The organism is Maribacter sp., from assembly GCF_039974175.1.
In the GTDB taxonomy this organism is placed as follows: domain Bacteria; phylum Bacteroidota; class Bacteroidia; order Flavobacteriales; family Flavobacteriaceae; genus Maribacter_C.
The window spans coordinates 246,350-272,333 of the sequence record NZ_JBDWJN010000010.1 but is presented as its reverse complement, the minus strand read 5'-3'; the positions used below and the strand labels follow the sequence as shown (position 1 = coordinate 272,333).

Below are 25,984 nucleotides of genomic sequence, written 5' to 3'. Positions count from 1 at the left end.
TCTATTGCATTTTAGATGAATCTAATTGTAGAGAAGTAACTAGGCGACTCTCCGTTCGCAGCTCTTACCGCATTTACTATAGGCAGTATAAAGCCGATCACTCCAACATATATGAAACCTAATAGGCCAAGCCCAAGCAACAATATTGCCGGAATGCTGATAACGAATAAAAGAATCATAGTCAATTGAAAATTAATTATCGATTTGCCGTGCTCATCCATGCCATGAACAGTGTCTTTAGAACTTAGCCAAATAACGAGTGGCACGATAAGTCCGCCAAAACCTGTGATATACGTTAATAATTGTGCGGTGTGGGTAAGGGCTAATAATTGGTTATCAGTCCTTAGTGATGATTTTTGATTGATGATTTCCATAATATCTATTTTAGGGGTTCTTACCTATATGACAGATTTTAAGGGAATTTGTTACATTTATTTCAGACTATTGTCGCTGTTCTAATTTTGTTAACTTCTCTTTATCCTTGGCTATAGCGAGTTCTAACTTGTTAATTTTTTGGTTGATTTCCATTTCCTTTACTGGAGAAATCTTGCCTTTGCTTTTACCCTTGGCCAATTTACTTTGGAGTTTGCGAATCTTGGTTTCACTTTTTTTAACCCCCTTTTTTTTGGAAGCTATGGCCTTTGCCAATTTTTCTTTTTTCTTTAGTTCTTTGTCAATTTTCTTTTGAGCTTTTGCAGCCTTCCTGCGTTCCTTTTCGGCCTTTTCGATTTGCTTTAGTTGGTCTTTGTCTTCTTTAAGATTTAACTTATCTTCCTTGACCTTTTGTTGAGTAATCGCAATCGAGTCTTTGACCTGTTGCGTTTCTTGGGCATTACCAAAATAGTGAGCGCTTAAAATAACCGCAATAATTAAGAGGGAATTTTTCATAAAATGGAGTATAATTAGTGTACCTCTAAGATATAAAATAATCAAGGTGATTTTAGCTATTTTTGCCTATGCTTTTAAAAGACACTATTATTGCCTTAGCGACCCCCTCTGGGGCAGGGGCCATCGCGGTAATACGCATTTCTGGTAGTGATGCCATAGCATTTGTCAATACGTATTTTAAATCTGTTCACGGAAAAAGTCTCACCAAACAGAAAAGTCATACCATCTTACTAGGCCATATTGTTGAAGGTGACAAAACCTATGATCAGGTTTTGGTATCGATTTTCAAAAATCCGCATTCCTATACCGGAGAAGACGTTGTTGAAATATCTTGTCATGGCTCCCCTTATATACAAGGTCAAATCATTCAGTTATTTCTACGAAACGGCTGTCGTATGGCAGACGCAGGAGAATTTACGCTTCGTGCCTTTCTAAACGGGAAACTTGACCTAAGCCAAGCTGAAGCGGTTGCCGATTTGATAGCTTCCGATAATGAAGCGAGTCATCAAGTAGCGATACAACAAATGAGGGGTGGTTTTAGCAATGAAATTAAAGCCTTACGCGATGAACTTTTGAATTTTGCTTCTCTGATTGAATTGGAACTTGATTTTGCCGAAGAAGATGTGGAATTCGCCGATCGTAACCAATTTAAAGATTTGTTGCTTCGAATTCAAAATGTTTTGAGACGATTAATCGATTCTTTTGCAGTTGGGAATGTCATTAAAAATGGAATTCCAGTAGCCATTGTAGGCGAACCAAATGTGGGGAAATCAACCTTACTCAACGCACTCTTAAATGAGGAGAGAGCGATTGTTTCAGAAATAGCGGGAACTACACGTGATACTATCGAAGATGAAATTGCTATCGGAGGAATAGGTTTTCGTTTTATAGATACGGCAGGCATTCGAGAAACCGAAGATATCGTAGAAGGAATAGGTATTCGAAAAACCTTCGAGAAGATAGAACAAGCACAACTAATCATGTACTTGATTGATGCAAAAATGATCAGTGCATCAGGTTCTATGTTTCAAATTGAGATCGAAAAATTAAAAAACAAACATCCTCAAAAGCCAATCATCGTCTTAGTGAACAAAATTGATATGATTGAAGCCGAAGCAAAAAACAGCCTAACTAGTTCGCTGGGTAAGATTGACGGCATTGCGGTGCAAATGCTATCTGCTAAAACCGGTGAGGGAGTTGACGAATTGAAGTCTAGGCTCTTGCAATTCGTAAATACCGGGGCGCTGCGAAACGATGAAACTATAGTAACCAATTCAAGACATTATGATGCGCTCATCAAAGCTTTGGAAGCTATTGAGAAAGTAAATTTTGCTATGAATGACGGGGTTTCTGGTGATTTGCTCTCCTTGGATATTCGCGAAGCCTTAAATCATTTTGGTGAGATAACTGGTGAAATTACTTCCGACGATTTGTTAGGGAACATTTTTGCAAATTTCTGCATCGGAAAGTAACTACTGCAAAGTAAACCAATAAAAAACAATCATAAAATAGCAATTATAGCTTATTTTAAAGCATTTTTTCAATTTTCACATTAATATCTGTTTAGCGTTACAGTGTGTTATTAGGTACAAATTTGTACCTTTATTGTACCTTGATGTATTGAGGTACAAATTTTATGAGCTTCTTGGTGAAATTATGGCACTTAATTACACTTATTTATATTTAATACTATTTAAAGACAATTAATGAGTTCAAATATTAGGATACAACGCATTTGCATGCACTGTGGAGAAGGTTTTATAGCAAAAACTACTGTAACTAAATATTGCGGAGATACATGCGCCAAAAGAGCTTATAAAGCTCGCAAAAAGGCTGAAAAGATTGAATCGTCCAACCATGAAACCAAACTAATTATTTCTAAACCTATTGAAGAATTAAAGGCAAAAGAATTTTTAAGCGTTCGGGACGTTTCTATATTACTGGGCTGCTCCATTCGTACCACCTACAGACTTATTAATGATGGAACCATTAAAGCAACAAATCTGGCGGAAAGAATGACAAGAGTTAGGCGTTCTGAATTGAATAAACTATTGGAGTAAATCTAAAGGGAAGTTATTATGGGCATTAAAGTCGCACTTCGGCAAAAGAGTATTTCGAGAGGACGAAATAGCCTGTACCTAGACTTTTGGCCACCTATCCCCCATCCTGAAACTGGCAAACCAACACGAAGGGAGTTCTTAAAACTTTACATTTATCAACGGCCAAAGACACCATTCGACAAGCAGCATAATATAGAAACAATAAAGATTGGGGAAAGTATTAGACAGAAACAGGAAAACTTTTTAAACAAACCTGAAATTTATAACCAGTATGAAAAAGAGCAATTACAAATAAAGGAACTTGGTGAAAAATGTTTTGTTGAATACTTCAAAAAATTAGCAAACAAAAGAAAGGGCTCAAACCGTAATAGTTGGATTTCAGTTCTTAAATATCTTGAATCTTTTTCTGATGGTAAACTAAAATTTGCTGACCTCAACGAAAGATTGTTAGAAGATTTCAAAGAGTATTTGCTAACAACTAAAAGCAAAAAGAGCAGCAAAACTACTTTATCCCAAAATTCGGCTCTTTCATACTTTGGTAAGGTAAAAGCAGCATTAAAAGAAGCTCATCAGGATGGGATTTTGCAAACAGACTTGAACGCTAGAATCAAACCTATTAAGGAAGCCGAAACAAGGCGTGAATATTTGACCCTTGAAGAATTAAACGAGCTTGTTAAGACATCTTGCAATAATAATTTGATGAAACGTGCAGCCCTGTTTTCGGCACTTACAGGATTACGATTTTCGGATATTGAAAAAATGTTGTGGGGTGAATTGGCATACATAAAAGAGGATGGGTATTTGCTCAATTATAGCCAAAAGAAAACGAAAGGTATCGAGGTTTTACCAATTTCGAAACAGGCATACAGCTTTACAGAAGGTCCCGATAACCCGAAAGATATGCCACGAGGTTCGCTAGTATTCGAAGGACTCAAATATTCCGCATACAACAACAAACATTTGTCCCAATGGATTGGGGCTGCGGGAATAACAAAGAATATTACATTCCACTGTTTCCGCCATACTTATGCCACCTTACAACTTTCAAAAGGAACTGATATTTACACAGTTTCTAAACTTTTAGGGCATAAAAATCTAAAAACTACTCAAGTTTATGCCAAAGTAATGGATGCGGCTAAACGAGAGGCAGCGGATAAAATTAAACTAGATATTTAAAGATTCAATTCTAAACAATCATGAGTCTAATTCCAGAATAAAAACTGTATACTTCATATCCTATAATTCAAGAAGAATTGTATGAAAATAAAAATTTAGAAGAGGTTAATACAATACGTAATTGGCATAAATTATGTAAAAAAGAAAAGTCAATGCACAGGTTTAGAAATACAACCGAAGACTTGACTTTCATCTACATATTGGAATTGGACGACCTAAGATTGACACTTTCGAAATTACTGAAAATTTATAAAAAGTTCCATCCATTTTCAGTCAAAAAGGATTTCATTTTACATATTTTCGGTCACGTTCTTAGTGATTTAAATGAGTTTATTTTGAGCGAGTTCACTTCGGTGAAAATACTTTCAAACAATGATACCATTAAGTTTTATTATCGTTTCGACCCTAACACGAAAAGGCATTTAAGATTTTATGCATTACCTTCAAATAAAGCCATTAACTACTATAAGCAATACTTTAGAAGGGTAATTGAGCTAATTGAAAATGTTGATTTTGATAGCCAAAAAGTAAATCCGTCTAAACAAGATAGCGAAGTCACATTTGAATTTACAAACAACTTTGACACAACAAATAGAGAAGATGTTTATGAACATTTCCATAATGGATTGGTAAAAAGCAAGATGCTTACCCCTCTTGAACTTCATAACTACTTAAAAGCTGCATTTGAATTAAATCAAACACCAGAAACTTTGTTTCAAATTAAAAATGCACCAACCAAAAACGATGTAATGAGTGTATTTTATCTTTATTATAAAGACGTATCTGGGAAGCCATATGGCAAGCAAAAAGCTTATGCAGGTCTTTTAGGCAACTACTTTATGGGGTACAATACAGATACGATAAGTACTAATTTCAGCAAGACAATTTACTAAAACTTTACTAATTTCACTAATACAATACTAACCTTAAAACACTCTTGGTCAATTACTTATAATATCCTATCCTTACAATAATACTAATTAAAAATATTTGTAACGATGGAAAAAATAACATTTGAAGAATTACCCGAAGCGGTAACAATGCTAACTAAAGAGGTTAGCCAATTAAGAAGGTGGTTGCTCGCAAAAAACGAGCAAAAAACTACCGAGACACAAGAACATTTCTTAAGTGTTCAAGAGGCAGCCAAATTTCTAAATCTTGCCATACCCACTATTTATAGTAAGGTAAGTAAAGGTGAATTGCCTGTTATGAAAAGAGGCAAAAACCTATACTTTTCAAGTACTGAATTGATGGCCTACTTAAAAGGAGGTCGTAAGAAGTCAAACGCTGAAATCGACGCTGAAGCCGAAGCCTATTTCTCAAATACTAAGAAAGGAGGGAGAAATGGAAACTAGACGATTGACCAACACCAAAGCACATCGGCAAGAAAACAAGACAAATAATTTTTTCTTTAGAAGACTAAAAACTAAGAGAGTAATCATTCAAAAAGCATTGCTTGCAAACTTAAAAAAAAGTATTTCAAATCAAGATAGGTTGAGATTGGATTTGGCCGTTTATATCATAGGCGAAATAAATCGAATACCAACATTGTATAGGAATAATGATAATGATACAAGATATGCTAAAATATACTCTCAACGTTTGAAAAAGGATATTCACAATTACAAAGAGTATATGGACTTCCTTAGTAAAGCTGGGTTCATTGAAAATGTACAAAATTATTCAACCAATAAGAATGAGAGTAATGCATTTCAAGTACCCATTCAATACTACTTAGATGAATTGGTGCTATTTACTATTACCGACAAGATACTTTTAAGAAAATTTGAAGCTAACGGTTGGTCTTGCGAACAAGCAGAGAAAATGAATTTATGTCATATAGAAAGGCCACATTTAGTTAAATGGTTTAACGAAAGATTATCAATGGATGCCATCGAAGCCTACAAAGACATAGGCTCACTCCGAAATATCGATGACCAAAAAAAATATACTCATGGTTTTCAGCTAATATCTGAATGGGCTAATAAAGCATGGTCTTACTCCATTAAATGGGATACAGATGAAAGATTGCACTCAACTCTTACAAGGTCAAATAAGATCCTTAGAAAGCATATAAGATACAACGGGGAAAGTATTGTGGGATTGGATTTAAAAACCTCACAGCCCTTCTTTTTTTGTTCTATTTTAAAGGGTATCTGTAAACGAGATATGAGCCTACTTAATAGAATTGGTGCAGTGGATATTTTAGGAGAAAAATTGATTCATGAATTGTTCGATGTTATTGAATTAATGGACTCAAGGAAATTTGCGTCGACTGTTGTAAATGAGGATTTGTATGTGGCACTTGCTGAAATTATTCCAATGGAATACGACGGAATAGGAAAGCCTTATCGAATGATTTATAAGAAAAATAATTGGCCAGAAAAGTGGGTAAAAAAATCATATGATTCAGAAAGGGACTGTATGAAAGATGTTATGCTTCAAATTTTTAATTGTAAGCCTTCTTTTAATTCAAAGGAAATAAATGCTTTTACTAATGCTTTTCCATCGGTTTCCAAAATAATCAACTTGATTAAGGAAAGTGGTATTGAGTTTTATAAACTACTAAGTCATGTGGAATCATATTGCTTGTTAGATTATACAGCGAAAAAGTTCGCCGCCGAAAACCCGAATGTATTCCTTTTAAGTATTCATGATTCACTCGTGACTACAAAGCCGAATGCTGAATTATTGCATACAAACATGGAAGATTATCTATTTGAAATAACAGGTTTAAGACCACAAATAGTTGTAGAAAACTGGCACGATTTAAATGATGTAGAAAAAGGTAAGAAAAAGCGTAAAATGACTAAAGCAGGTCAGGCTTGTCGCAAATGCAATACTCCTGTGATTAAAAAGTACCCGAAAAGTAAGATTAAGGAGGGACAGAAATATCGTTTCGAATATTATCTAAGCTGTCCTTCTTGTAAAACGTTGTACCATGTGGAAGAAGCTAAAATATTCATGTAAATAAAGTTTTATACTTTTTATTAAACTAATCTAATAAATACTATTACAATACCCTTATGTAGCGGTTTCCGCTAAGTACTGAAAATCAATTATTTACTGCTTCAAATAAATCCTGAATCTTTACATTCAAAGCCTTCGCAATCCGATTTAAGGTTACAAGGCTTGTATTGATTTCACTACGTTCGATTCTACCTATTTGATTTTTTGGAATTTCAGCTTCAATAGCTAATCTGTCCTGCGACAAACCTTTTTGATTCCTCAAATATTTTATTCGTAAACCTACTTGACGAATTATTTTTTTGTCCTGATTACTATATTCTTTAAACACATTGCAATGTCAGTAAACGCAATAAAATATTAGGACACATCGTTGTGTCTTTATATAAATCAATTAATATCAAAATCTAGCATTATGAAAACTAAAAATGCAGTATTGTGTTTGTTTACATTGACATTATTATCATTTTCCTGTAGCAATGACTCCGAAATAGATAAATTGGAAGTTACTGACCTTATTATAGGAGAATGGATATTAATTTCAGAAAATGATTATGACTGCAAGACGGATGAGGTTATATATGAACGTTTATCACAAAATGAACAAATTGATGTTTACCACGCAGATGGTACTTGACAAAGTTTTGAAGATGGAATTAAAAAGGATTGGAGTGGTACTTGGAAGAATCTTGAAAACAACATTTACGAAATTTACTTTGGTAAAGATGGTATAACTCGACCTCTAATTATTGAGTTTGAAGGAGTAGATACTATGAAAAATTTTGGAACGGATAAGGACTGTTTCGATTTATCTGGTGAAACTGCATATACCTACACCATATGGAATAAAAAATAACTTTAGCGATATAAAGGAGAGTTAAGAATCGCCACTTAATAAACTCTTTGCAAGGTCTTAAAAGTGATTCCTTTAATTGCCTAAAAGGTTTAGCAAAAAGTGTTTATGGTTTTTCTAACAAACTGTAGCTTTTAAGTTGAGAGAAACGTACTTTAAATAGGGCGTCTTCTTATAAAACCATAAAATACATGACAAAATATTTGTAAATTGTGACACATTGTTATCGGCAATCTATTGAATATTATTAATTTTTAATTTCAATTATTTAATAATCAGATAGTTAAAAATAAATATCATCAGATTTAAAAAAAATAGGGCCTGATAATAGTTAAAAAATATAATTTATAAGGGCAGTGTGACAAAATTTGGAAAGCATAAACAAACGGCTCAAGAAAAATATAATTTTTTTTTAAGCGATTATTTGGAGAAGAATCTATTTGAAACAGGAATAAACTTAAACCAAAAGTTGGTTGAGAATTTTAATGTATCCATTGACAATGCAAGACAAATAGTAAAAAGAGCGGTTTCTAGAAAAGCAATAAAATCCTCTGCCCCATATACCTTCGGCAAAAAACAATATATCTATATTTTTAATGGATTTGATCTTGATAAATCAAGTATTAAATCCATTTCGAAAAAAAATAGACCGCCAATTTTTAGGTTATTAGAAATGATGGACCTAAATGGAGGCATAATATCATACTATGAAGCATTGAAAATCACTGCTTCCCCTTTGGAAGAGAGTTCGACTAAGGTCTCTTCACTGGATGATATCTTAAACCTACTTTACAAGTTAGAAATGGTTTATACGACTAAAGATTTAAATAACGTTGTATACATTCTATATAAGGAAAGTCAAAACCTTTCGAAGGTTTCTAAAAATTCCTTGATGTCAACTCATTATTCTAAAATGGTAATGGATTGTAGTGTTTTGCCAGATATATTAAGGTGGCTGGGTAAAACAAATCTAATAATCAATTCAAATGTTATTTATCGAAATAGAAAAAGCCCCGCAATTGGTGCAAAACATAATAATTTGGTCTGGGATGCTTTTGCATATACAAAGACAACAGGCATTAATCCTATTTTAGGTTCTAAGGCCGATAATATAGAAAAGCAAACTTTAGTAGTCTTAGATGTAGTTTTGGCGATGGAGTATTCTCAAACTCACTTAGATGCCTTTTACAACAGAATTCAAATAAACCGAAAATCAGTTCTTTACAGTGATAGAAAAATAATGCCAATAGTTATATATAGGTCTGCTTCGGATTTAATTAAAAATAAAATTAGAAGATTAGGGTTACTTTCATTTGAGGTCAGTGATATTTTTGGTAAGAGAATCTATGACATTCTGAAAAAGACTCAGGAATTATCAAATATTTTTAAAAGCTCTGATAAGGTAGATGTTACTATAGAGAAGTTATTAAATTCCATAAATAGTGCAGGACAAGAAGATGCGTTAAAAGAATTGAGAGGAACGTTATTCGAATTTTTAATGTATCCTCTATTGTCGAATATGTATCCTGTTGCAACAATACAAAGAGGTAGAATTATCTCAAGACTCAATAATAATGGAGATAAGGAAGCCTACGAATATGATTATATTATTAATTCAAGTAACCCTCCTGAAATAATAGTAGTTGAGTTAAAAGGTTATCATTCCAAGGCCACAATTCCTTTGGGTGATGATAAGACGAAAGCATCTTTAAATTGGTTTTTTCGAAGGACCTTACCTTTTGCTGTTAAAGAATTCAAGAATGAAATTGGGCAGGGTAAAATAGCGAAAGGTGTTTTTATAACCTCGGCTAACTTTTGGAGTGATGGGAAAGAGTTTTTGAAACAATTAGATAAAGGCACATATAAATCAGTTGTTATGAATACGGGGTATGAAAGGGACACTCTTATAGCTCTTTTAAAAGAGCGAGGTTTTATGAATGAAATAAGAATCATTGAAAAATTTTATTCCAAAAAAGAGTAAATCATTACGCTTTCTATTATTGAACTAGTATAATATGCTTGATTTTCATTAAACTAGCCAATCCTTTTGTATTAATGCATTAAAATCAATAGAATAGTTTCCATTATTTTCTTCTCCTCTCCATTCTTCAACTAAATTTACATTATCTGTATTGTCCCACATTTCGCTGGATGCATGTTCCAAAATTATTATTTGAACCGTACTATTAGTTCTATCTAGAAATTTTGAGCACACTTCAAATATTTTTTTTGTATTGGTAATATCTTCGGATTCTTTTTTAGTTAAATTTTTTTTATTCTTTTTTCTTTCAGGGTAATATACCTGACTTGGTTGATCAAGAACCAATAGAGAAGGAACATAATTAACCTTAGTAGTTTCTTTCAGTTTATTAAAGTATTCATGCAACCCTAACATAGTTGCCAAGTGGTAACACATGTAATTTGAACCACTACCTATTTTATTTAAAAAAGTAGTAGTTTTATTTAAAGTGTCTTCAATTTTAATACCTAGATGCCTATCAGGGTCCAATAAAACATTGCAATGTTTCTTATTTTCTATAGGAAGTAAATCAACATAAGTCTTTATAGACTTAGTTACTTTGGAAAGAATAAAAGATTTGTCAAATTTCTTTTTTAGTCTGCTTATTCTTCTTCTTTTTCCTACTAGTTCTACTTGTATTTTGGTTAATTCCACAACATATTTATTATCAATATCTGGCAGATTTTTTATAAAACTTGTAATTTTCCCTATGAATTCATAAGTTTTTTGATAACTGTTCTGATTACTTAATTTCTCTTTGACTAGTAATTTAATATTATTATCAAATTCTACGATTATAGACTCTTGTTCTCTAATCTCATTTTTTAATTCGATTTTTTCCTTTTCAAAAGATAAATTTTTGGCATCTTTTTGTCCAATTAATTTTCGGTTACTATCTCTTGCTTCCTTTAGACTAAGTAGATTTTGTAATGCCTTATCTGACTTCGAGTCACAAAAAGGGCAAATATCCGTTCCTTTTTTATTTAATAACCAATCAATAGGAACTAGTCTGTTTTCAATCTCGGATGATACTGTTTCGATATACTCATCTTTAACATCTTCGAATTTGTATATTTTATTTAATTCAATTTTTGATTCATTCAATTTTCTGAAAAGAATTGTTCTTTCATTTTCTAATTCATTCAATTTTTTAGAGAACATTAATCCAGAACCTTCTACATATAACTTGTTCTTTTTTGAATTTTGAATGATTCCTATCAGTTCATTTTTAATCAAATCAACTTTAGCGCTTAGTATATTTATATCCTTATTACTAAGTCCTAAATTTATAGCCTCACTGTAGTATTCATATAAATCTTCTTTCCAATTTTCATATCTAATTTCTAAATCCTCGATTTTGGAAATGAGCTTTCTTTCATCTTTTTCTAAACCATCTATTTCTTCAGCTAAGAGTATTAATTCGTACGATTTGTAGCCTAGAGCCAAAGGGAAAAAAGTTTTTAATCTATCAATGTAAAAGAAAGAATCAGTTTTATAAAAAATAGTATTTCCATTAGCAACAATATTTTGAGGTTGAAATAAAAAAGAACAAGTACTTCTAAAACCCACTGTTATGACTTGATCTGGGCCTTTTAGTTTTTCTTGAAAATTTTGAAATCCGCCCTTTTCATTCATAGTGGCTATAAAATCGTCTCGATTTATTTTGAATTTATCACTATTTTCAAGCCATTGATTAGAGTTTAATTCTGAATATTCTCCTTTTTCAGAAATTTCAATGTAATACATCACATCAGAACTTTTCCCAGTTTCGCCCGGACTATTTCTTCCTATAAAAACCTCTTGCCCGTTAATATTTAGATGCAAGGCATATACTTTTACTAAGTTTCTAATTTTACCTATTGGAATATTGGGCTCACTATTTCCCAAGCAATAATCGATAATTTCAATAATAGAAGATTTGCCTCTTTTACTATATCCAGTAATTACATTTATTTTTTTGTCAGAAAAAGGAATTCTCCTTGGATTTAATTCTCTGTTATTAGGATAAAGTATGATATTCTTAATTGATAGGTTCATGTCTTTTAAAATCTAATATTCATGGTTATTTGAAGCATTTTATCATCTTTCTTTGCGAAAATATTTCCAAGCCTAAAGGATGCTGTTCTAACCTCCTTTAAAAAAGGTGTGCTTATTTTCATTGTATTTAAAATACTAATGGAGTTAAATTTTTCGCTTAAATCTATTGTCTGATTTTCTTCATTAAATATGAATATGTTTTTACTAAACCCAAGGTTTATGCTGTCTAAAGTTTGTGCAGACATTTTTTGGGCTCTTTCTTGTAGTCCTAAGGTAATAGACCTGTCCTTAGATAGGGCGGTGTACAATTCAAATGATGATTTAAAACTCTTTAAAGAGGATTCTCCGTAGACTATGGGTAGGACATAAAAAAGGGAACTGAAAGAGGGTGCAGATTCTTTTCCACTATGCTTATTTAGCACGACCTTTTTATAACCCAGTATGAAGCTATGTATAGCTATGATGCCAATTGCATTGTTTTGTAAAACATCAAATAGATTGTAATTTCTTCTCATTTAGAATATTTCTTTTTCCAATCAGGATGCCAACCAATTTTTGGAATATTTGTTAAGTTTAAAAAAGTCCCGTTTTGGATATATTTATTCGAGTCATCAAAGCCAAAGGAGTTATGAAAACTTAGCTTAACTTCTGTTAGAACTTCATCACAAATTTTTATGGAAAAATCATTGAGTTGCTCCAATGAATAATTTGCTATATTTTGGGATATATGCTTTCTTTTTACTTCTTTCCATTTTTTAATGCACAAATCTTCAAAATCTTCAAAATCAACTTTAGTAAAACTTTTATTATGCTTAATAAAATAAGCAATCTCAATATCACATAGGATAAAATCAATAATAGCTTCTCTTATTATATCTTCTTTATCTTCTTGATCTCGCTCAATATCTGACAACTGTCGGATAAAGAGTTCGCTCCTATTCACCCCAGTGTCAATGCTTTGAATTGCCTCTAATGTCTTCCTATTTCTGAACATAGAGGAAGCATTGACAATTGTATGATTGTCCCTAATGTGATTGTACTTGTCTTCAAAATCTTTTCTGGTAAAAACAGCTTCTTTTTGATGAAGCCACATTTCTTTAGACTTTTGAATAATCCACCCATAAAAACTTTGGTAAAAGGATTCTTTCAATGTGTCATCTTCTACATTGCCGATTAGGATGGCGTTAAAAAAATCATCTTTTATTTCATAGTGTTCTTCATAACTAAAATTTTCAAAAATAATTTCAAGCTCATCAGAGTGTTCTAATGCATAGTCAATTAGGGATATAGTCTTAGAAATACTTGGTGCAGCTTCACCCCTTTCTATTTTTTCATCAACCTTAAGTTGCTGTTTATGGCGAAGCCTTTTAATTTGACCAATATTTTCTGCAAATGAATTTGAAGTAAATTTTCTAATGATTGAGTTGTTTGGAATACCAACATTAGTAATTGCTTTGAATTTGTTTTTCTCTGTTAGAATATTTAGTCTGATTTTATCAACCCAAATGTTAATAGTTTTCCATAGGTCTTCCGAGGTATTACCAAATGTTTTCCCTGAAAGTGAAATACTATGTTTTGCCTGGGCGGTTAGTGTGTAAGTTCCATTTTCATCTTCCTTTGCGATATCGTCTATTTTTTCTATACTTATAGATTCTAATTTTTTTAATTTGGATAATTCCAAAAGGGCAATTTCAAATTGAAATATATAACCCGAACTGGGTCCTTTTGCACTGTCTTTCATATATGGCTTCAAATTATTATTGCACACCAAAATTAGAAGGTTTGTTAATCCAATAAAATAAGACAAAGGGATAAGGTTTAAATCTACTAATTAATTAAGGGTTTTAAAAAAAAATAGTAAAAACTTTCTCACGATTTAAAGTAGTCTATTCACAAGTTCGTTCTAGACCAAAAACTACTCAAAAATAAAATATTTTAACATTGAAATAATTAAGGAAAACCCTAGGAATTTTTCACTTAACTACTTTTCTTATTTTAAGATTCTCCAGTCTAATTAATGCGTCAACTACGATTTGTATTTTATTACCGATAAGGCAAAAGTATTTTCCCTTTCTATTTTCCGTCATTATACCTATTAATCGATATTCAACAATATGTTTAGCCCCATTTTTATAAGGCAACATGAGCCAAAGCCCGCAACCACTTAATCCACCAAACTTGATATTGACTTTTGATTTTTCTCCTGATTCTAAGTCTTTGCCTTTACCTTCCATTTTTAGGACATAAAAGTGTTTCGGGTCATAACCATAAAACTTATAAACTTTATCCTTGCTTGGTCCTGTTAAATATATTTCTGCTCCAGTCTTTAATCTACCGTTCTCAATCTTTTGATTTACAGATGGAAATCCAACGACCGCATAATGATAAGCATAAATCAATTTATCGTGTTTTCTGAACTTTGAAATTGGAAGAAAAAAATAAACCTTTAGCAAATCAGGAAGCATTTCTTCCTCCATGCGTATAATAGCAACATCAATATTCTTGCTCTTGTCAATATCCGAAAGCCAAAGTTGTCCAATCACATTAATGTATTTATCATGACCAACTTTAATATAAAGGTCATCTGTATCATTTTCCATATAATCAGCAACATGTGAAGCTGTCAATATGAAATGCTTTTCTTTTGACTTAACGAAAACACCCGAACCAAAGGGCTCCAACCCTATCTTTCCTTTTACAAAAAACTGGCAGGTGAATCTAACTATTTCCGTTCGGCATAGTTCGTTGATTTTTTGATCAAAAACACGAATATCTTTTTGGTCGGTAAACTGTTTCATAAATCATATTTAGGAATTGACATGGCTTCTACTCAAAATATTTTTTAATGCACCCCTTCTTCAAAAGATAATATCTAAAATGGTAATATCAAGAAAAAAGCAGATAGATTAGTTTCCCACAAAACAAACCTTTTATGAAATGAAGATTTCTCTAATAAATTACCAATTAAAAATCTGCTAGAATTCAGTAAGGAACTTGTCATATGAAGAATAGAATTATTTTACATGATTTCGTATTAAAATTTCTTCGCATCATCTGATATACTTATTAAAACCAAGTATTTACAATTGTTTTGAGTTTTTAATTGCTGTCTTTTGTTTCTTGAAAAAGGTACTATTGTACATAGAGGCCAACTATGTAGAAAGAAAATCGAATCTATTTTAGGGGGCGGGGTATAAATTAGAATTTAATCTCAATTTTTTTTTAGCTTTTACTTTGTGCCGAAATGATTGGTTATAAATACTTGAAATATTCCCTAAAAGTCATCAATCTATTTAATTACATTTACGGCAAGAATAAGAGCATTTCGACGCTATTTGTACCTTATTTGTACCTCTAGCTTATAACTTACTGATAATCAATATAAGTTATTTTCTGTATCGGAAAGTAATACATCTATGGCCAACTATCCAGAAAAAGTATATTTGAACGGTGAGATATTAGATGCTCAGGAAGCGAAAATATCAGTATTTGACCGAGGTTTCTTATTTGGTGATGGCATCTATGAGGTTATGCTGCGAATCAAGGGAAGTTTTTTCTACGGTGCAGAACATCTACAAAGACTTGCAAAATGTCTTGAAAAAATCAATATTGAATTTGATGTTTCGTGTCTACCAAATACAATTGACCTCCTACTAAAGGCCTCTAACTTAGAGCTACAAGATTGTTTGTTATACATTCAGGTAACGCGGGGAGTTGCGCCCAGAAAACATTCGTTTCCAAATAGCACAGTACCTACACTCATGCTATATGCAATGCCTTTTGTGTTGCCCGAGTTAAATGACAAACCCATCTCAGTGGTTACTACCAGAGATTTTCGTTGGCACCGCTGCGACATTAAAATGACCTCCCTTTTGGGAAATGTAATGGCCAACGATGTTGCGATCAAAGCGGGGCATTATGAAACTGTCTTTTATAGAGATGGAAAGGTTACTGAAGCTTCCCACTCCAATATTTTTTTTGTGAAAGATAGCACGGTGTACACACATCCGGCAAACGAGCATATTTTAAATGGAATCACTCGCGAAATTGTTATTGAGCTATGTCATAAAAATGATATTGCTGTAAAAGAAAAAGCAGTATGGCGAGAAGATATCGTCAAAATGGACGAAGCTTTCTTAACCGGAACGTCAACGCAAATAGCCTCAATTCAGAAAATTGACGATCACTATTTTTATCAAGGTAGCGCTCCTGGCCTGGTAACTCAAAAATTACAAAAATTGTTTTTACAGCTTAAGAATTCTTATGAATGCGAAAAACTAATCTGACGCGTCTAGTTTTTTGAATTCCTGGTATATAAACTGTTTCTCACCTAAGGTAAATTCTTTGGCTTCAAACCAGTCGTGCGCCACTATTTTCTCTTGCTCTACCTGAGCCTTTCGAATTGCTTTAAGGGAAACCAAATGCCAATGCACGCCCTTTTTTCTAGAGACACAATAGCCCACATCTTCAATAATATATGATGGTCTGGGCTGGTTGTATAGGCGCACACCGTTTTTCAAAATCGCCAAAGTCTTTGTTAGCTTGACCACTTCCGAAAAAGTGTAACGTACAAAATCGCTAAAGCCATCTTGCTTTACATTGTACATTTTGTCACCAACTTCAAGTGTTCTCATGCTTCTTAAAGCCTGCAAAAATAATAGGAGACTTAGGTTAAAAAAAAGATGCTTTTTAGTAGTTATTAACAAAATCAAAGGCAAAGTTGAATACCATGCCAATTAACGGAAGAACTTAGGGTACAACCATAAATAGCTTAAACCCATGAGCGCAAGTAAGAAGAACCAGAATGGTTTTATGGGAGTAGAAACAATGGTTTTTTGAGGTTCATGGGTCGCAGCTGCAAAATACCTTCGATTCGCCTTTTGTAAAGAATGAGCCCGCAAGGGCTGCCACGCAAGACTATCAACCACATAGTAATCTAAAACTTCGGGCAAAGCTTTGTCTAGGCGCAATTCGTTCCAGCCCTGGTGAGCAGGATACGCCGTTCCACTCCAAAGCGATGGCATGTCGATACTTTGGCGAAGTGCTACAGCGCTTCCGGTTGCAGTATAAACATGAGGCCTTTTAACCCTAGTTCGCAATTCAAACTCAAAAGGATGCTGTTTTAAAGGAAAGTTTTCATACCTCTGCCATGCTGCAATCAGTTCTTCCTTTTTAGACAATTCATCTACAATATCCGTCCAGTAGCGACGATATACTTCCGTTTTACCATCTAATAGTAATTGATATGTGCTTTGTAATAAACTGGTTCCTATCCTACCCCGCTCCTTTCTTTTATACACTACTATGGGGCCTCCACTAGAGCGATGAATTACTTCCGAATTATTGCTTTCCACAAATCGATACGGGAATTTCTCCAAAGCTACATTTGGAAATTCATTCCATGTAACTTTGGAAACTGCATCACGTTCAAATGCTAAACCTAGGCGTTCCGACCGACGAGTGAACAACGCTGATTCCCATTCTATAAAAATACCCAGCCCCTTAGTTCTCACTGCCTTGTCAATGGCTTCCCATGAACTTTCTGATAAGCTCTTTAACGAATTGCCATCAAGTACCAACAAATCAAAGCTTTCCAATTCGTTTTCACCTAATCGATAGACGGGAATTCGGTTTGTGTTTAAATACTCAAACTTGTAGCGATTACGGGTCAATTGGCTGCGAACTACTACTTCATGGCCCATCTCAGCCAAATAATTCTTGAGATATTTGGTCTCGAAAGTGGGGAAGGCGTTTACCAGTAAAATTTTGAGATATGCATTAGATACGGCCTTGAAAGGCACAGGTTCACTCGAGCGTATTTTCCCCAAAGAGTCCTTTTCTACCAATTCAAAAACAAATTTACCTTTGGCCTTTACCGCTGTGGCCAGTTCAAAATTTTGCAATTCTTTTGCCTCCAATTCTACAGAATCTAGCCCTCGACCAGCTGCGTTTTGTAGTACAAGCCTAGTAGATGCCTGTGCGTGCCGGTAGCTCCCCTTAATTTCTAAATTCTGTCCTAGAACATTTTCTTTGGTATATTTCAATTCAACAATGCCATCTGGTACATCTGCACCTAAATAGTTTACGGTACGATTTTCAAATTGCCAAAAATCAAAGGGTTCTACGCCATTCCCAAGCACAAAAAGGCTACCAAGGGAATCTAAAACCTCGCTGATAGGCAGGTTCTTTTTATAGTAAACAGGCTTAATTCCTTTAATCTTCTTTTTTAAACTATCCAGACGGTTTTGACTAAATCTATCGGTCAACAACACCCCTACATTCGTATGTACCATACCGGTGCTCAAAGGCTTCAAGGCCAACATAGCGAGCGAAACCACTGTAATTAGAGAAATCAGACTGTGCAAATAGAATCGCTTTTTGGCAGCTGTGTTCCTCTCTTTCCATACAAATAGTAGCCATAAGGCTAGGGCTATGAAAACAACAGGCCAAAACATTTTGAAGTTTTGAAAAAGGTTGGCATCAATCATTGATTTCTAATTCTTTAAGCATCAACGTATTGATCTCATTTTCAAAAAGAATTCGCCTATTAGGATTAATAGCCAATTCTGGTAGCGCATTCAAAAGTCCAGATTGTACTTCTAACAACTGTCGCCACGAGCTTTGTTTTTTCTCCGATAGCCATTTCAGGCTTTGCAGGGTGTTGAGATGACTTCCAGGTTTTTCAATAGCCAAAACAGCCAATTCATTTCCCGCAGCTTTAAAAAGTGTTCTATCATTATCTGTAATAGCAGAGCCGTTCGCATAGATTTCAGCAATACGAGTTACCGCTTTCCGCATCGCTTCAAATGCATCTTCGTTTGAAATCACGTCTACTTTTTCAGAAGTTTTAACCGCATCAATTTCTCCTGTTAAACGTTTATCCTCTTTTATGGGTGGTGGATCAAAACCGATACGATGCACATAAATTCTAGCGCTATTCTTGATCTCTTGTATCAACTTCAAAGCCCTAAATTGGTAGGGCAAGGAATTTTCGGGAGTATACAAACGAAGGTGAAGTTCAGCATCCCACATTTCAGCCATCGCTTGGCGTAACTTGCTTTTCAAAGATTGTGAGAAAAGTGTCGCTGCTTCTGGGTCATCGTGATTGTGCAAATAAGTACTTAGTGGACCTTCGTCTCCTTCTGCAGGCTCTTCCTCGTCATGATCGTGATCAACTGCATTGTGCTCAGTATCTCCATCATGGTCATGGGTATATTTTTTTAGTGGGTCTTCTTCTTCCTGTTCTTCTTCCGATGGTTCTTCTACTTCAACTTCTTCCGTAACTTGAATTCCAGAATCGGCTTCATCGCCCATAAATTCACCGTACTTCAATCGAAGTGCTTTTTGGTCATAACCTAGTGCATTGCTGGTAAAATTAAACTCCTTGACCGATAGCTGGTTTTTACTTGCAATTAACTTTTCTGTATCAATGATGAGCTGTCGTTGGCTCCTGAAATAATCAGGCATTAAATCAGCGCCCATGGTACCTTCGACCCCAAATGTATTTGAAACGGTATCACGTATTACCGCAAAAAAAGTTTCGCTTCGTGTACGATTAGAATTTGGCTGTTTGACGTCAAGTGCCTCAATATAGAAGTACAACTCGTCACCAGCTTCCATTTTTAACGCCTCTAAATCTATGGTTTTAGTCAGGCTTAACTTCTTACTTCCAGCATTCAAATCGCGTTCAAAAGCCAAGCGTTCTTCCCGAAACTTTACAGATTCTCCCTCCCCTTTGGTAACCGTTGCGATAATGTAAGCATCGGAAATGCCATAATCATCCGTAATTAAAACACTAAATTTCAATTTTTTATCATCATTTAGGTCGAATGTGCTAAACTGCTTCAGCTGCTGCACTTCAATTTCAGGCACCGCATCTTTAACAAGCTCTATGGCATAAAGATCAGATACGTAATACGCGCCATCAAGAGCTTTAAACTTGAAGTTATAGAACCCTGCTTGGGTCAATTTGGTACTGTGCAAATATGTTCCACTGTTCCTTTTCAAAGGATAACTTTGAGTATCCCTGTCCATAAAAACACTGTCAACAGGCCTGTCAAAGTCAATACTCCAAAAGATTTGAGAACCTTCCAAAGCCTTGATATTCATATTGGAGCTTGTCTTGGGAGACAAATTGGTGTAGGCCGGGTACCGTATGTTGAGTTTTTGTCGCTCAATACTTGGAGTTGTGTTTATAACCTCAGTAGAATCGACAGCTTGAAAAACAATGACCTCTTTGTCTGCTATAGTTGCATTCGTCGTATGCGTCTTACCAAACACATTGAGATAATAAAGGAGGAATGCAGAAATTGCAAAAACCAAAAGCAAGAGAAACGACTTTTTCAAAGAAACCTTAGGTGGAACCTGATCGATTTGAGATTTCAATCGTTCTTCCACTTTATATCGTTGTAAGAGCGCCAGATTAGAGAGTTCAGCTTTTGGAACTAAGAGCAGGCTTGTACTATTTTCCATGCTTCCTAATTTTTCATCTAAAAAGTTAGAAATTTTGTTCAAAGTAATTTGCCAGGGCTTTTTGAACAAAAACAATACTGCACTAAAAACAGTGAAACAACAAAAGGCAATAAGGGCACTTTCACTAATCGCTAATACAACCAAGGCCATACCCAATGCATACAGTGCGGCTTGAGCACATAACAATACTTGCCACCGCTTTTTAAGCCGTATAACTATATGTTCGCCGCTATCTCTCATTGTTTCCTACTTTTTGATAACACACGCTCGCCAACAACAAGCACCATAAAAAATAGCCAGAGCCAAGGAGTTAATTCAAAAAGGCGGGCGTTATTTTTCAAGCTTTCCTTTTCAGACTTAATCGGCTGCAATTCATTTTCGGCAACACTTCGTAAATCGTTTGAATTTATTACATCAGATAGGTCTGTTCGTAGCTGCAAAAGTTTTAGTAGCTTTTGGGGAAGATGTTCCTTTACAATATTTTCAATATCTAAAAGTCTGGTGAGATGAAAAATAGTTTTCGTTGGTCCTTCAACGATTAACTGATTTGAAAAGATATTAGGTCTGTATTGCAAAAGGTTTGTTTCCAAGGTTACGGGGAGCTCGTTATCAAAAGAAACTAGAGTATCAAAATCAAAGTCGCTAACATCATTTGGACGCTTTAAAATTTCTATTTTCACAGGTCGATTTAAATAGTGTGCAATTCCGCGATATGCGGCTTTCAAATACTGCACTTGCCTGTATAGCGTATCGTGAGCTAGAATACCGATCTGTATGGGTCGCTGCTTTGTAAAGGCCATCCAATCTTTTGCGTTGTAAGACGATAGGAGCACGCTATCCTTATTTCGATTGGTTGTTATCAAGTCACTAGCTAACGAAATAGTATCTTTTTTAAACGACAGAAATTTAGCCCCGCTGGAAACAGAAAGCACTTCGGCATACGATTCTTTATGCGCTACTTCAAGTAGCTGTTGTTTTGCGCTATCTGCCTCAAGAACTATCCATCTCGTATTTGCTGAAATTTCTGGGCGGGCACCATGCAATTTTGTTATCGATCCCTCTGAAAAAATCACAATACTGTCTGCGGGTATTGCATCCATTTGCTGTGCTAGCTGCCAATAGGATGGCGGTTGGTTAGATACATTAAATTCATAATCACCCCATTTAGGAAATCCTTTTTTCAGTATCCTAACTGATTCTTTAGGCACAGTATCTAAAATTGTTCGCATTCGCTCGTCATTCAGCAAACTCGCTTCTACAACATAGTTGAGGGCGTCATTTTTCTCCGTTCGGAGAGTGCCAGGTTCTGCAAGAATGAAAACCAATACGGATAGCATGAGGAGCCTTAGAAACAGTAGCCATAGTTCATTCAGCTTGATGCTACTTGTCTGTTTTGGCTCTGAAGCCTCCAGAAGTTTGGTGCTACCCACTTTTATAGTCTTCACCTTCTTACGGCTCCACAAATGTATCGCAATGGGGAGTAATAGCCCCAGCAATCCCCATAGATATGTAGCATTTGCGAATATCATTTACATCAGGTAGGTTCTTTGTTTTAAGAATAGCTTCAAGGCTTCCCCGATGGGTTGGTCGAGCGAAAACAAATGATGTGCTATGCCATTGGAGAGTAACATATCTTTAGTAACACCCATGGTTTCTCGAAATGCCCTTAGATAATTACTTTTAGCTGATTTTGCATCTACTTTGACCTTTGTACCGGTTTCTAAATCTTCGAAAATCACATATCCATCATAATTGAATTGCAGTTCGTTTTTACCCATAATCTGCAACACTACAACTTCGTTTCTTTTCGTTTTTAAACCCTTGATTTTTGAACTCAATTCTGTTGCATCCTCATGCATATCGGTAATAAAAAAGAGTAATTCTTTACGACTTCTATCATGTAGCTTGTCAAACTCGAGGGTTTTCTCAGGCCATTTCCCTTTTCCTTCAACCGATATCAATTGGTGTAAAAATCGGGTGTATTGTTGTTTGTGCAAAACAGGAGCAACCGTTTTTAAGCTTTGATCATTCAAAGCAAAAAGGCCAATCTTATCTCCCTGATTTTGGGCCAAAGAGGCCAATGAAGCTATCAAAACCTTGGCATAGTCTAATTTTGCAATTCCGTTTTCTTGATGCAGCATCGACTTACTGGCATCCAAAATAAACTTTACGGTGATGTGCGTATCAATTTCCGATTGCTTGACATAGTATCTTCCTGAACGCGCCAACATTTTCCAGTCTAACAAACGAAGATCATCACCAGGTTCATAAGCCCTATACTGACTGAATTCTAAGCCAGCCCCTACGCGTCTACTTTGATGCAAACCAGACAAATAACCTTCAACAACAACGCTTGCAATCAATGATAGCCCTGAGAGGCTATTGATAATCTTCGGTTGCAGTAGTTGTCGATAATCTTGTTTCACGAAAATGGTTTTAAGAGGAAAGCCCTATGGTGTTCAATAAATGTTTTGTAATAGCATCGGAAGCAATGCCCTCTGTTTCAGCCTTAAAGTTCACGATAATCCGATGTCGCAGTACCGGATATGCCACATGTTTTAGATCATCGAGGGTAACCGCCAGGCGCCCGGCTTGTAAGGCTCTAGCCTTTGCCGTGAGGATCATTGCCTGTCCCGCTCTTGGTCCGGCTCCCCAATTCACCCATTCCTTGACATAGGTATCGGTTGTAAAATCAGGCCTTGTGGCTCTGACAATTCTGCTAGTCCAATCAATAAGCTCTTCACTTACGGGTACTTCCCGCACCAATTCTTGCAGTCGCAGTATTTCCTTGCCCGATAGAATCTTTTTTACTTCTTCCTTTTTGGTGCCAGTTGTACGCTTTAGAATGTCATTTTCTTCCGATGCACTAGGATAACCAATTTTAATGTAAAGTAGAAATCGATCTTGTTGAGCTTCCGGCAACGGAAATGTTCCCGACTGTTCTATAGGGTTTTGCGTAGCAAGAATAAAAAAGGGTTTATCAAGCGCATAGGTCTTTCCCGAATAGGTAACCTTAAATTCTTGCATAGCTTCCAAAAGTGCCGCTTGTGTTTTAGGGGGCGTCCTATTAATTTCATCTGCAAGAATGATGTTGGCAAATATTGGTCCCTTGTTGAATTCGAAAAACTTCTTTCCCGTTGTGTGGTCTTCTTCCAGAACTTCCGTACCAATAATATCAGAAGGCATTAAATCGGGTGTAAATTGAATTCTGCTAAATTCCAAATCAATGGTTTTAGCCAATGTTTTTATCATTAAAGTTTTCGCTAGGCCAGGTACCCCTTCTAAAAGCGCATGACCTCCTGCCAAAAAAGCAATGAGCAAGTGCTCGATTGTTTCTTCTTGGCCAACGATAACTTTCGTCATTTCTGCTTTTAAGTTGGCAAGCTTTTCAGTTAAGGCTGCGACCTCCTCTTGTACTGCTATCAAATGTTTATCCATTCAAAAAAAATTTACGATGTAAGCGCATACATCACGATGTTTACTGCAAAGCGGGTGTTATCTATTTTGTACCAGCGTTTGTTTCTAAAATCATAATCCCATTCACAACCATAGTCCTTATTACTATATAAAACCCCTATTCTACCATTTACTTCAATCGCCTTTAAATATTCATGAACCAAATCATCACCCCATCCATTCAGCTCTTGAGAGGTAGTAGGCGGTCCGTCTTCAAACTTGAAAAAGATGGTATACAATTCATGATTATTCGGAATTTTCTTAAGTTCTCCAGCGCCGAAAATATCCTCCATTTGCCGTTCAAAAGACTTTGCAAACAATCCGTCAATGTCGTGATTGCAGTCATCAACAAAAACAAATCCTCCATTCTTGACGTATTTCTCGAAATTCGTTCTTTCTTCTTTTGTAAACTGAACCAATTTATGACCCGAAAGATAACAAAAGGGAGATTTGAAAATATCATCGCTCGCTAAGGCTATGATTTTTTCCTGCTTATCAACAGAAAGGGTTGTGTATTCGACCAAGGAGTTCAATAGGTTAGATGGCATGCGTTGATCAACATCCCAGTCGCCTGACTCGTATTGTAATCGGGTAAAGAAAAAAGCGTTGCTTAGCATCTAGATATAAAGAAAACCGTTAAAAATGGATTGCTTGGATACAAAAAAGAATCTCCGATACAGTGAAAGCATCGGAGATTTGTTAGGTATATCAAAACAGATTAAACCGCATCAGACAAGCTGGTAAAGGTGAAATCTCTAATTTTCATGTATGGAATCAAATTGCCATCAACGCGAACTTGCGTGCCCAAGGTCTCCAGGTTATTAAGCATTATGATAGGGCTTTCATTGAACCTTAGATTTTTAATCGGATATTTAATTGCTCCATTTTCAATATAAAAAGTTCCATCTCTTGTAAGCCCTGTGTATAGCAATGTTTGTGGGTCTACTGAACGTATATACCACAAACGCGTAACCAAAATTCCCTTCTTGGTACTTTTGATCAACTCCTCTAAGGAGGCATTGCCCCCTGCCATTATGAAATTACTGGGGAAAGGTACGGGTTCCACGCCTTTTTCCTTTGCCCAAAACCGACCGTATGCCAAGTTTTTAACCACACCATCTTCAATCCATGTTGTTTTCTTTAGGGGTTGACCGGCACCATTCCATGTGGCGCTGGGCACTTCTGGATTTAACGGATCTGACCAAAGCTTTACGCGTTCATCAACGATTTTATCTCCGATCTTATTTCCTCCATCCTTAGACATAAAACTCCTCCCTTCGTCTGCCGTTCGCGCATTTATAGCTCTACCCAAACCATTTAAAAGACCCAAGCCAGCAGATGGCTCTAAGATAACCGTATACTTGCCGGGTTCGATGGCTTTGGCTTCACGTGACAAAATGGCCTTATCGATAGCCGTGTTGGAAGCCTCTTTCGCGTCGAATTTAGTGACATCATTAACATCTCTTGTAACCCACCCCGATCCAGTACCATCATTGGTTCTCATGGTAACGGTAAATTCAAGGTTAGTTTCCTTGTTATAAGCGAAAAGTCCTTTTGAATTGAGCATGGCGCTAAACCCTGCGGAGTCATCTAAAAAACCGGCCGCTGTGACATCTTTTGCGGCTGCAGGTTCAATACTACTATTCGCAACCTCCGCCCTAAATTCGGGCGTTATATTGGCGGTCGCATCGACATAATTTATTGCCTTATCATAAACTTGTGGTCCTAAAGGACCCATAAATTCAGGGTTCTCCGGGGACAGCTTAGCGAGCTCTTCCGATCGCGCAACTACCCTTTTTAACGATTCATCATCGAATTCGTCGATGGTTGCCGTACCCATTTGCTTGCCAAAATTAGACTGTACCACCAAAGTTTGGTTCGAACGATGCCCTGCAGTGGACACTGAATTTCTCGCGTAGCGAATATTACCACTTTCACTACCTTCTAAATTTACTTCGCAAGCATCGGCTTTGGAAAAGCTCAATGCCTTCTCCATAATTTTTCTTGCTTCTTCTTCTGTATATATTGCCATTGTAATTATCTTTTAATGAAACT

Annotated in this window: 24 protein-coding genes; 9 read left to right on the top strand and 15 right to left on the bottom strand. The window is 35.4% G+C overall.

What is annotated here, in order from left to right:
- Window positions 1-11: 11 nt before the first annotated feature.
- Window positions 12-374 carry a DUF4870 domain-containing protein gene (locus tag ABJN95_RS10210; RefSeq protein ID WP_348370296.1) on the bottom strand — a complete coding sequence of 121 codons (363 nt, stop codon included), beginning with the start codon at window positions 372-374 and terminating at the stop codon, window positions 12-14.
- A gap of 67 nt (window positions 375-441) precedes the next feature.
- Window positions 442-888 (bottom strand): hypothetical protein, encoded by a 447-nt coding sequence (locus ABJN95_RS10205; protein WP_348370295.1) that lies wholly within the window; start codon window positions 886-888, stop codon window positions 442-444.
- Window positions 889-956: 68 nt separating this feature from the next.
- Between ABJN95_RS10205 and mnmE the strand changes: the two genes are divergently transcribed.
- From mnmE to ABJN95_RS10175, 6 genes are all read left to right on the top strand, one after another.
- The gene (mnmE, locus tag ABJN95_RS10200; RefSeq protein ID WP_348370294.1) at window positions 957-2,360 is read left to right on the top strand and encodes a tRNA uridine-5-carboxymethylaminomethyl(34) synthesis GTPase MnmE; all 1,404 of its coding nucleotides are present in this window, start codon (window positions 957-959) and stop codon (window positions 2,358-2,360) included.
- 234 nt (window positions 2,361-2,594) lie between these two features.
- Window positions 2,595-2,948, top strand: coding sequence for a helix-turn-helix domain-containing protein (locus ABJN95_RS10195; RefSeq protein WP_348370293.1), 354 nt, complete (start codon window positions 2,595-2,597; stop codon window positions 2,946-2,948).
- Window positions 2,949-2,966: 18 nt separating this feature from the next.
- Window positions 2,967-4,124 (top strand): site-specific integrase, encoded by a 1,158-nt coding sequence (locus tag ABJN95_RS10190; RefSeq protein ID WP_348370291.1) that lies wholly within the window; start codon window positions 2,967-2,969, stop codon window positions 4,122-4,124.
- Window positions 4,125-4,276: 152 nt separating this feature from the next.
- Window positions 4,277-5,017, top strand: a complete 741-nt coding sequence (locus ABJN95_RS10185) for a hypothetical protein (protein WP_348370290.1) — start codon at window positions 4,277-4,279, stop codon at window positions 5,015-5,017.
- A 105-nt stretch (window positions 5,018-5,122) separates the two neighbouring features.
- Complete coding sequence (locus ABJN95_RS10180) at window positions 5,123-5,479, top strand: helix-turn-helix domain-containing protein (RefSeq protein ID WP_348370289.1); 357 nt, start codon at window positions 5,123-5,125, stop codon at window positions 5,477-5,479.
- Window positions 5,469-7,094 (top strand): hypothetical protein, encoded by a 1,626-nt coding sequence (locus ABJN95_RS10175; protein WP_348370288.1) that lies wholly within the window; start codon window positions 5,469-5,471, stop codon window positions 7,092-7,094. The genes ABJN95_RS10180 and ABJN95_RS10175 overlap by 11 nt, the downstream gene beginning before the upstream one ends.
- Window positions 7,095-7,179: 85 nt before the next feature.
- Here the strand turns inward: ABJN95_RS10175 and ABJN95_RS10170 are convergent, their stop codons facing one another.
- Window positions 7,180-7,422, bottom strand: coding sequence for a helix-turn-helix transcriptional regulator (locus tag ABJN95_RS10170; RefSeq protein ID WP_348370287.1), 243 nt, complete (start codon window positions 7,420-7,422; stop codon window positions 7,180-7,182).
- Between the two features lie 111 nt (window positions 7,423-7,533).
- Between ABJN95_RS10170 and ABJN95_RS10165 the strand changes: the two genes are divergently transcribed.
- Both ABJN95_RS10165 and ABJN95_RS10160 read left to right on the top strand, forming a co-directional pair.
- Complete coding sequence (locus ABJN95_RS10165; RefSeq protein WP_348370286.1) at window positions 7,534-7,728, top strand: hypothetical protein; 195 nt, start codon at window positions 7,534-7,536, stop codon at window positions 7,726-7,728.
- A gap of 574 nt (window positions 7,729-8,302) precedes the next feature.
- Window positions 8,303-9,925, top strand: coding sequence for a hypothetical protein (locus ABJN95_RS10160; protein ID WP_348370285.1), 1,623 nt, complete (start codon window positions 8,303-8,305; stop codon window positions 9,923-9,925).
- 48 nt (window positions 9,926-9,973) lie between these two features.
- On the opposite strand, the gene ABJN95_RS10155 is transcribed toward ABJN95_RS10160, so the two are convergent.
- From ABJN95_RS10155 to ABJN95_RS10140, 4 genes are all read right to left on the bottom strand, one after another.
- Window positions 9,974-12,001, bottom strand: coding sequence for a DUF3732 domain-containing protein (locus ABJN95_RS10155; RefSeq protein WP_348370284.1), 2,028 nt, complete (start codon window positions 11,999-12,001; stop codon window positions 9,974-9,976).
- A gap of 5 nt (window positions 12,002-12,006) precedes the next feature.
- Window positions 12,007-12,516, bottom strand: a complete 510-nt coding sequence (locus tag ABJN95_RS10150) for a three component ABC system middle component (protein ID WP_348370283.1) — start codon at window positions 12,514-12,516, stop codon at window positions 12,007-12,009.
- On the bottom strand, window positions 12,513-13,742 hold the full coding sequence (locus ABJN95_RS10145) for an ABC-three component system protein (protein WP_348370282.1): 1,230 nt from the start codon (window positions 13,740-13,742) through the stop codon (window positions 12,513-12,515). The genes ABJN95_RS10150 and ABJN95_RS10145 overlap by 4 nt, the downstream gene beginning before the upstream one ends.
- A gap of 232 nt (window positions 13,743-13,974) precedes the next feature.
- Window positions 13,975-14,799: a hypothetical protein gene (locus ABJN95_RS10140; protein ID WP_348370281.1), complete on the bottom strand. Its 825-nt coding sequence runs from the start codon at window positions 14,797-14,799 to the stop codon at window positions 13,975-13,977.
- A 618-nt stretch (window positions 14,800-15,417) separates the two neighbouring features.
- Between ABJN95_RS10140 and ABJN95_RS10135 the strand changes: the two genes are divergently transcribed.
- On the top strand, window positions 15,418-16,287 hold the full coding sequence (locus tag ABJN95_RS10135) for an aminotransferase class IV (RefSeq protein WP_348370280.1): 870 nt from the start codon (window positions 15,418-15,420) through the stop codon (window positions 16,285-16,287).
- Here the strand turns inward: ABJN95_RS10135 and ABJN95_RS10130 are convergent.
- The 8 genes from ABJN95_RS10130 to ABJN95_RS10095 all read right to left on the bottom strand — a co-directional run bounded on the left by ABJN95_RS10130 (window position 16,279) and on the right by ABJN95_RS10095 (window position 25,961).
- Window positions 16,279-16,635 (bottom strand): pyruvate kinase, encoded by a 357-nt coding sequence (locus ABJN95_RS10130; RefSeq protein WP_348370279.1) that lies wholly within the window; start codon window positions 16,633-16,635, stop codon window positions 16,279-16,281. The two genes, ABJN95_RS10135 and ABJN95_RS10130, sit on opposite strands and share 9 nt — an antisense overlap.
- Before the next feature lie 102 nt (window positions 16,636-16,737).
- The gene (locus ABJN95_RS10125; RefSeq protein ID WP_348370278.1) at window positions 16,738-18,489 is read right to left on the bottom strand and encodes a hypothetical protein; all 1,752 of its coding nucleotides are present in this window, start codon (window positions 18,487-18,489) and stop codon (window positions 16,738-16,740) included.
- Entirely contained in the window at window positions 18,482-20,713 is a 2,232-nt protein-coding gene (locus ABJN95_RS10120) for a tryptophan-rich sensory protein (RefSeq protein WP_348370277.1), read from the bottom strand. The genes ABJN95_RS10125 and ABJN95_RS10120 overlap by 8 nt, the downstream gene beginning before the upstream one ends.
- Window positions 20,710-22,002 (bottom strand): BatA domain-containing protein, encoded by a 1,293-nt coding sequence (locus ABJN95_RS10115; protein WP_348370276.1) that lies wholly within the window; start codon window positions 22,000-22,002, stop codon window positions 20,710-20,712. The genes ABJN95_RS10120 and ABJN95_RS10115 overlap by 4 nt, the downstream gene beginning before the upstream one ends.
- Window positions 22,003-22,899, bottom strand: a complete 897-nt coding sequence (locus tag ABJN95_RS10110; protein ID WP_348370275.1) for a DUF58 domain-containing protein — start codon at window positions 22,897-22,899, stop codon at window positions 22,003-22,005.
- 10 nt (window positions 22,900-22,909) lie between these two features.
- Window positions 22,910-23,911, bottom strand: coding sequence for a MoxR family ATPase (locus ABJN95_RS10105; RefSeq protein WP_348370274.1), 1,002 nt, complete (start codon window positions 23,909-23,911; stop codon window positions 22,910-22,912).
- A gap of 11 nt (window positions 23,912-23,922) precedes the next feature.
- On the bottom strand, window positions 23,923-24,546 hold the full coding sequence (locus ABJN95_RS10100) for a DUF4159 domain-containing protein (RefSeq protein WP_348370273.1): 624 nt from the start codon (window positions 24,544-24,546) through the stop codon (window positions 23,923-23,925).
- Window positions 24,547-24,647: 101 nt separating this feature from the next.
- Window positions 24,648-25,961: a TldD/PmbA family protein gene (locus ABJN95_RS10095; protein WP_348370272.1), complete on the bottom strand. Its 1,314-nt coding sequence runs from the start codon at window positions 25,959-25,961 to the stop codon at window positions 24,648-24,650.
- Window positions 25,962-25,984: the final 23 nt, after the last annotated feature.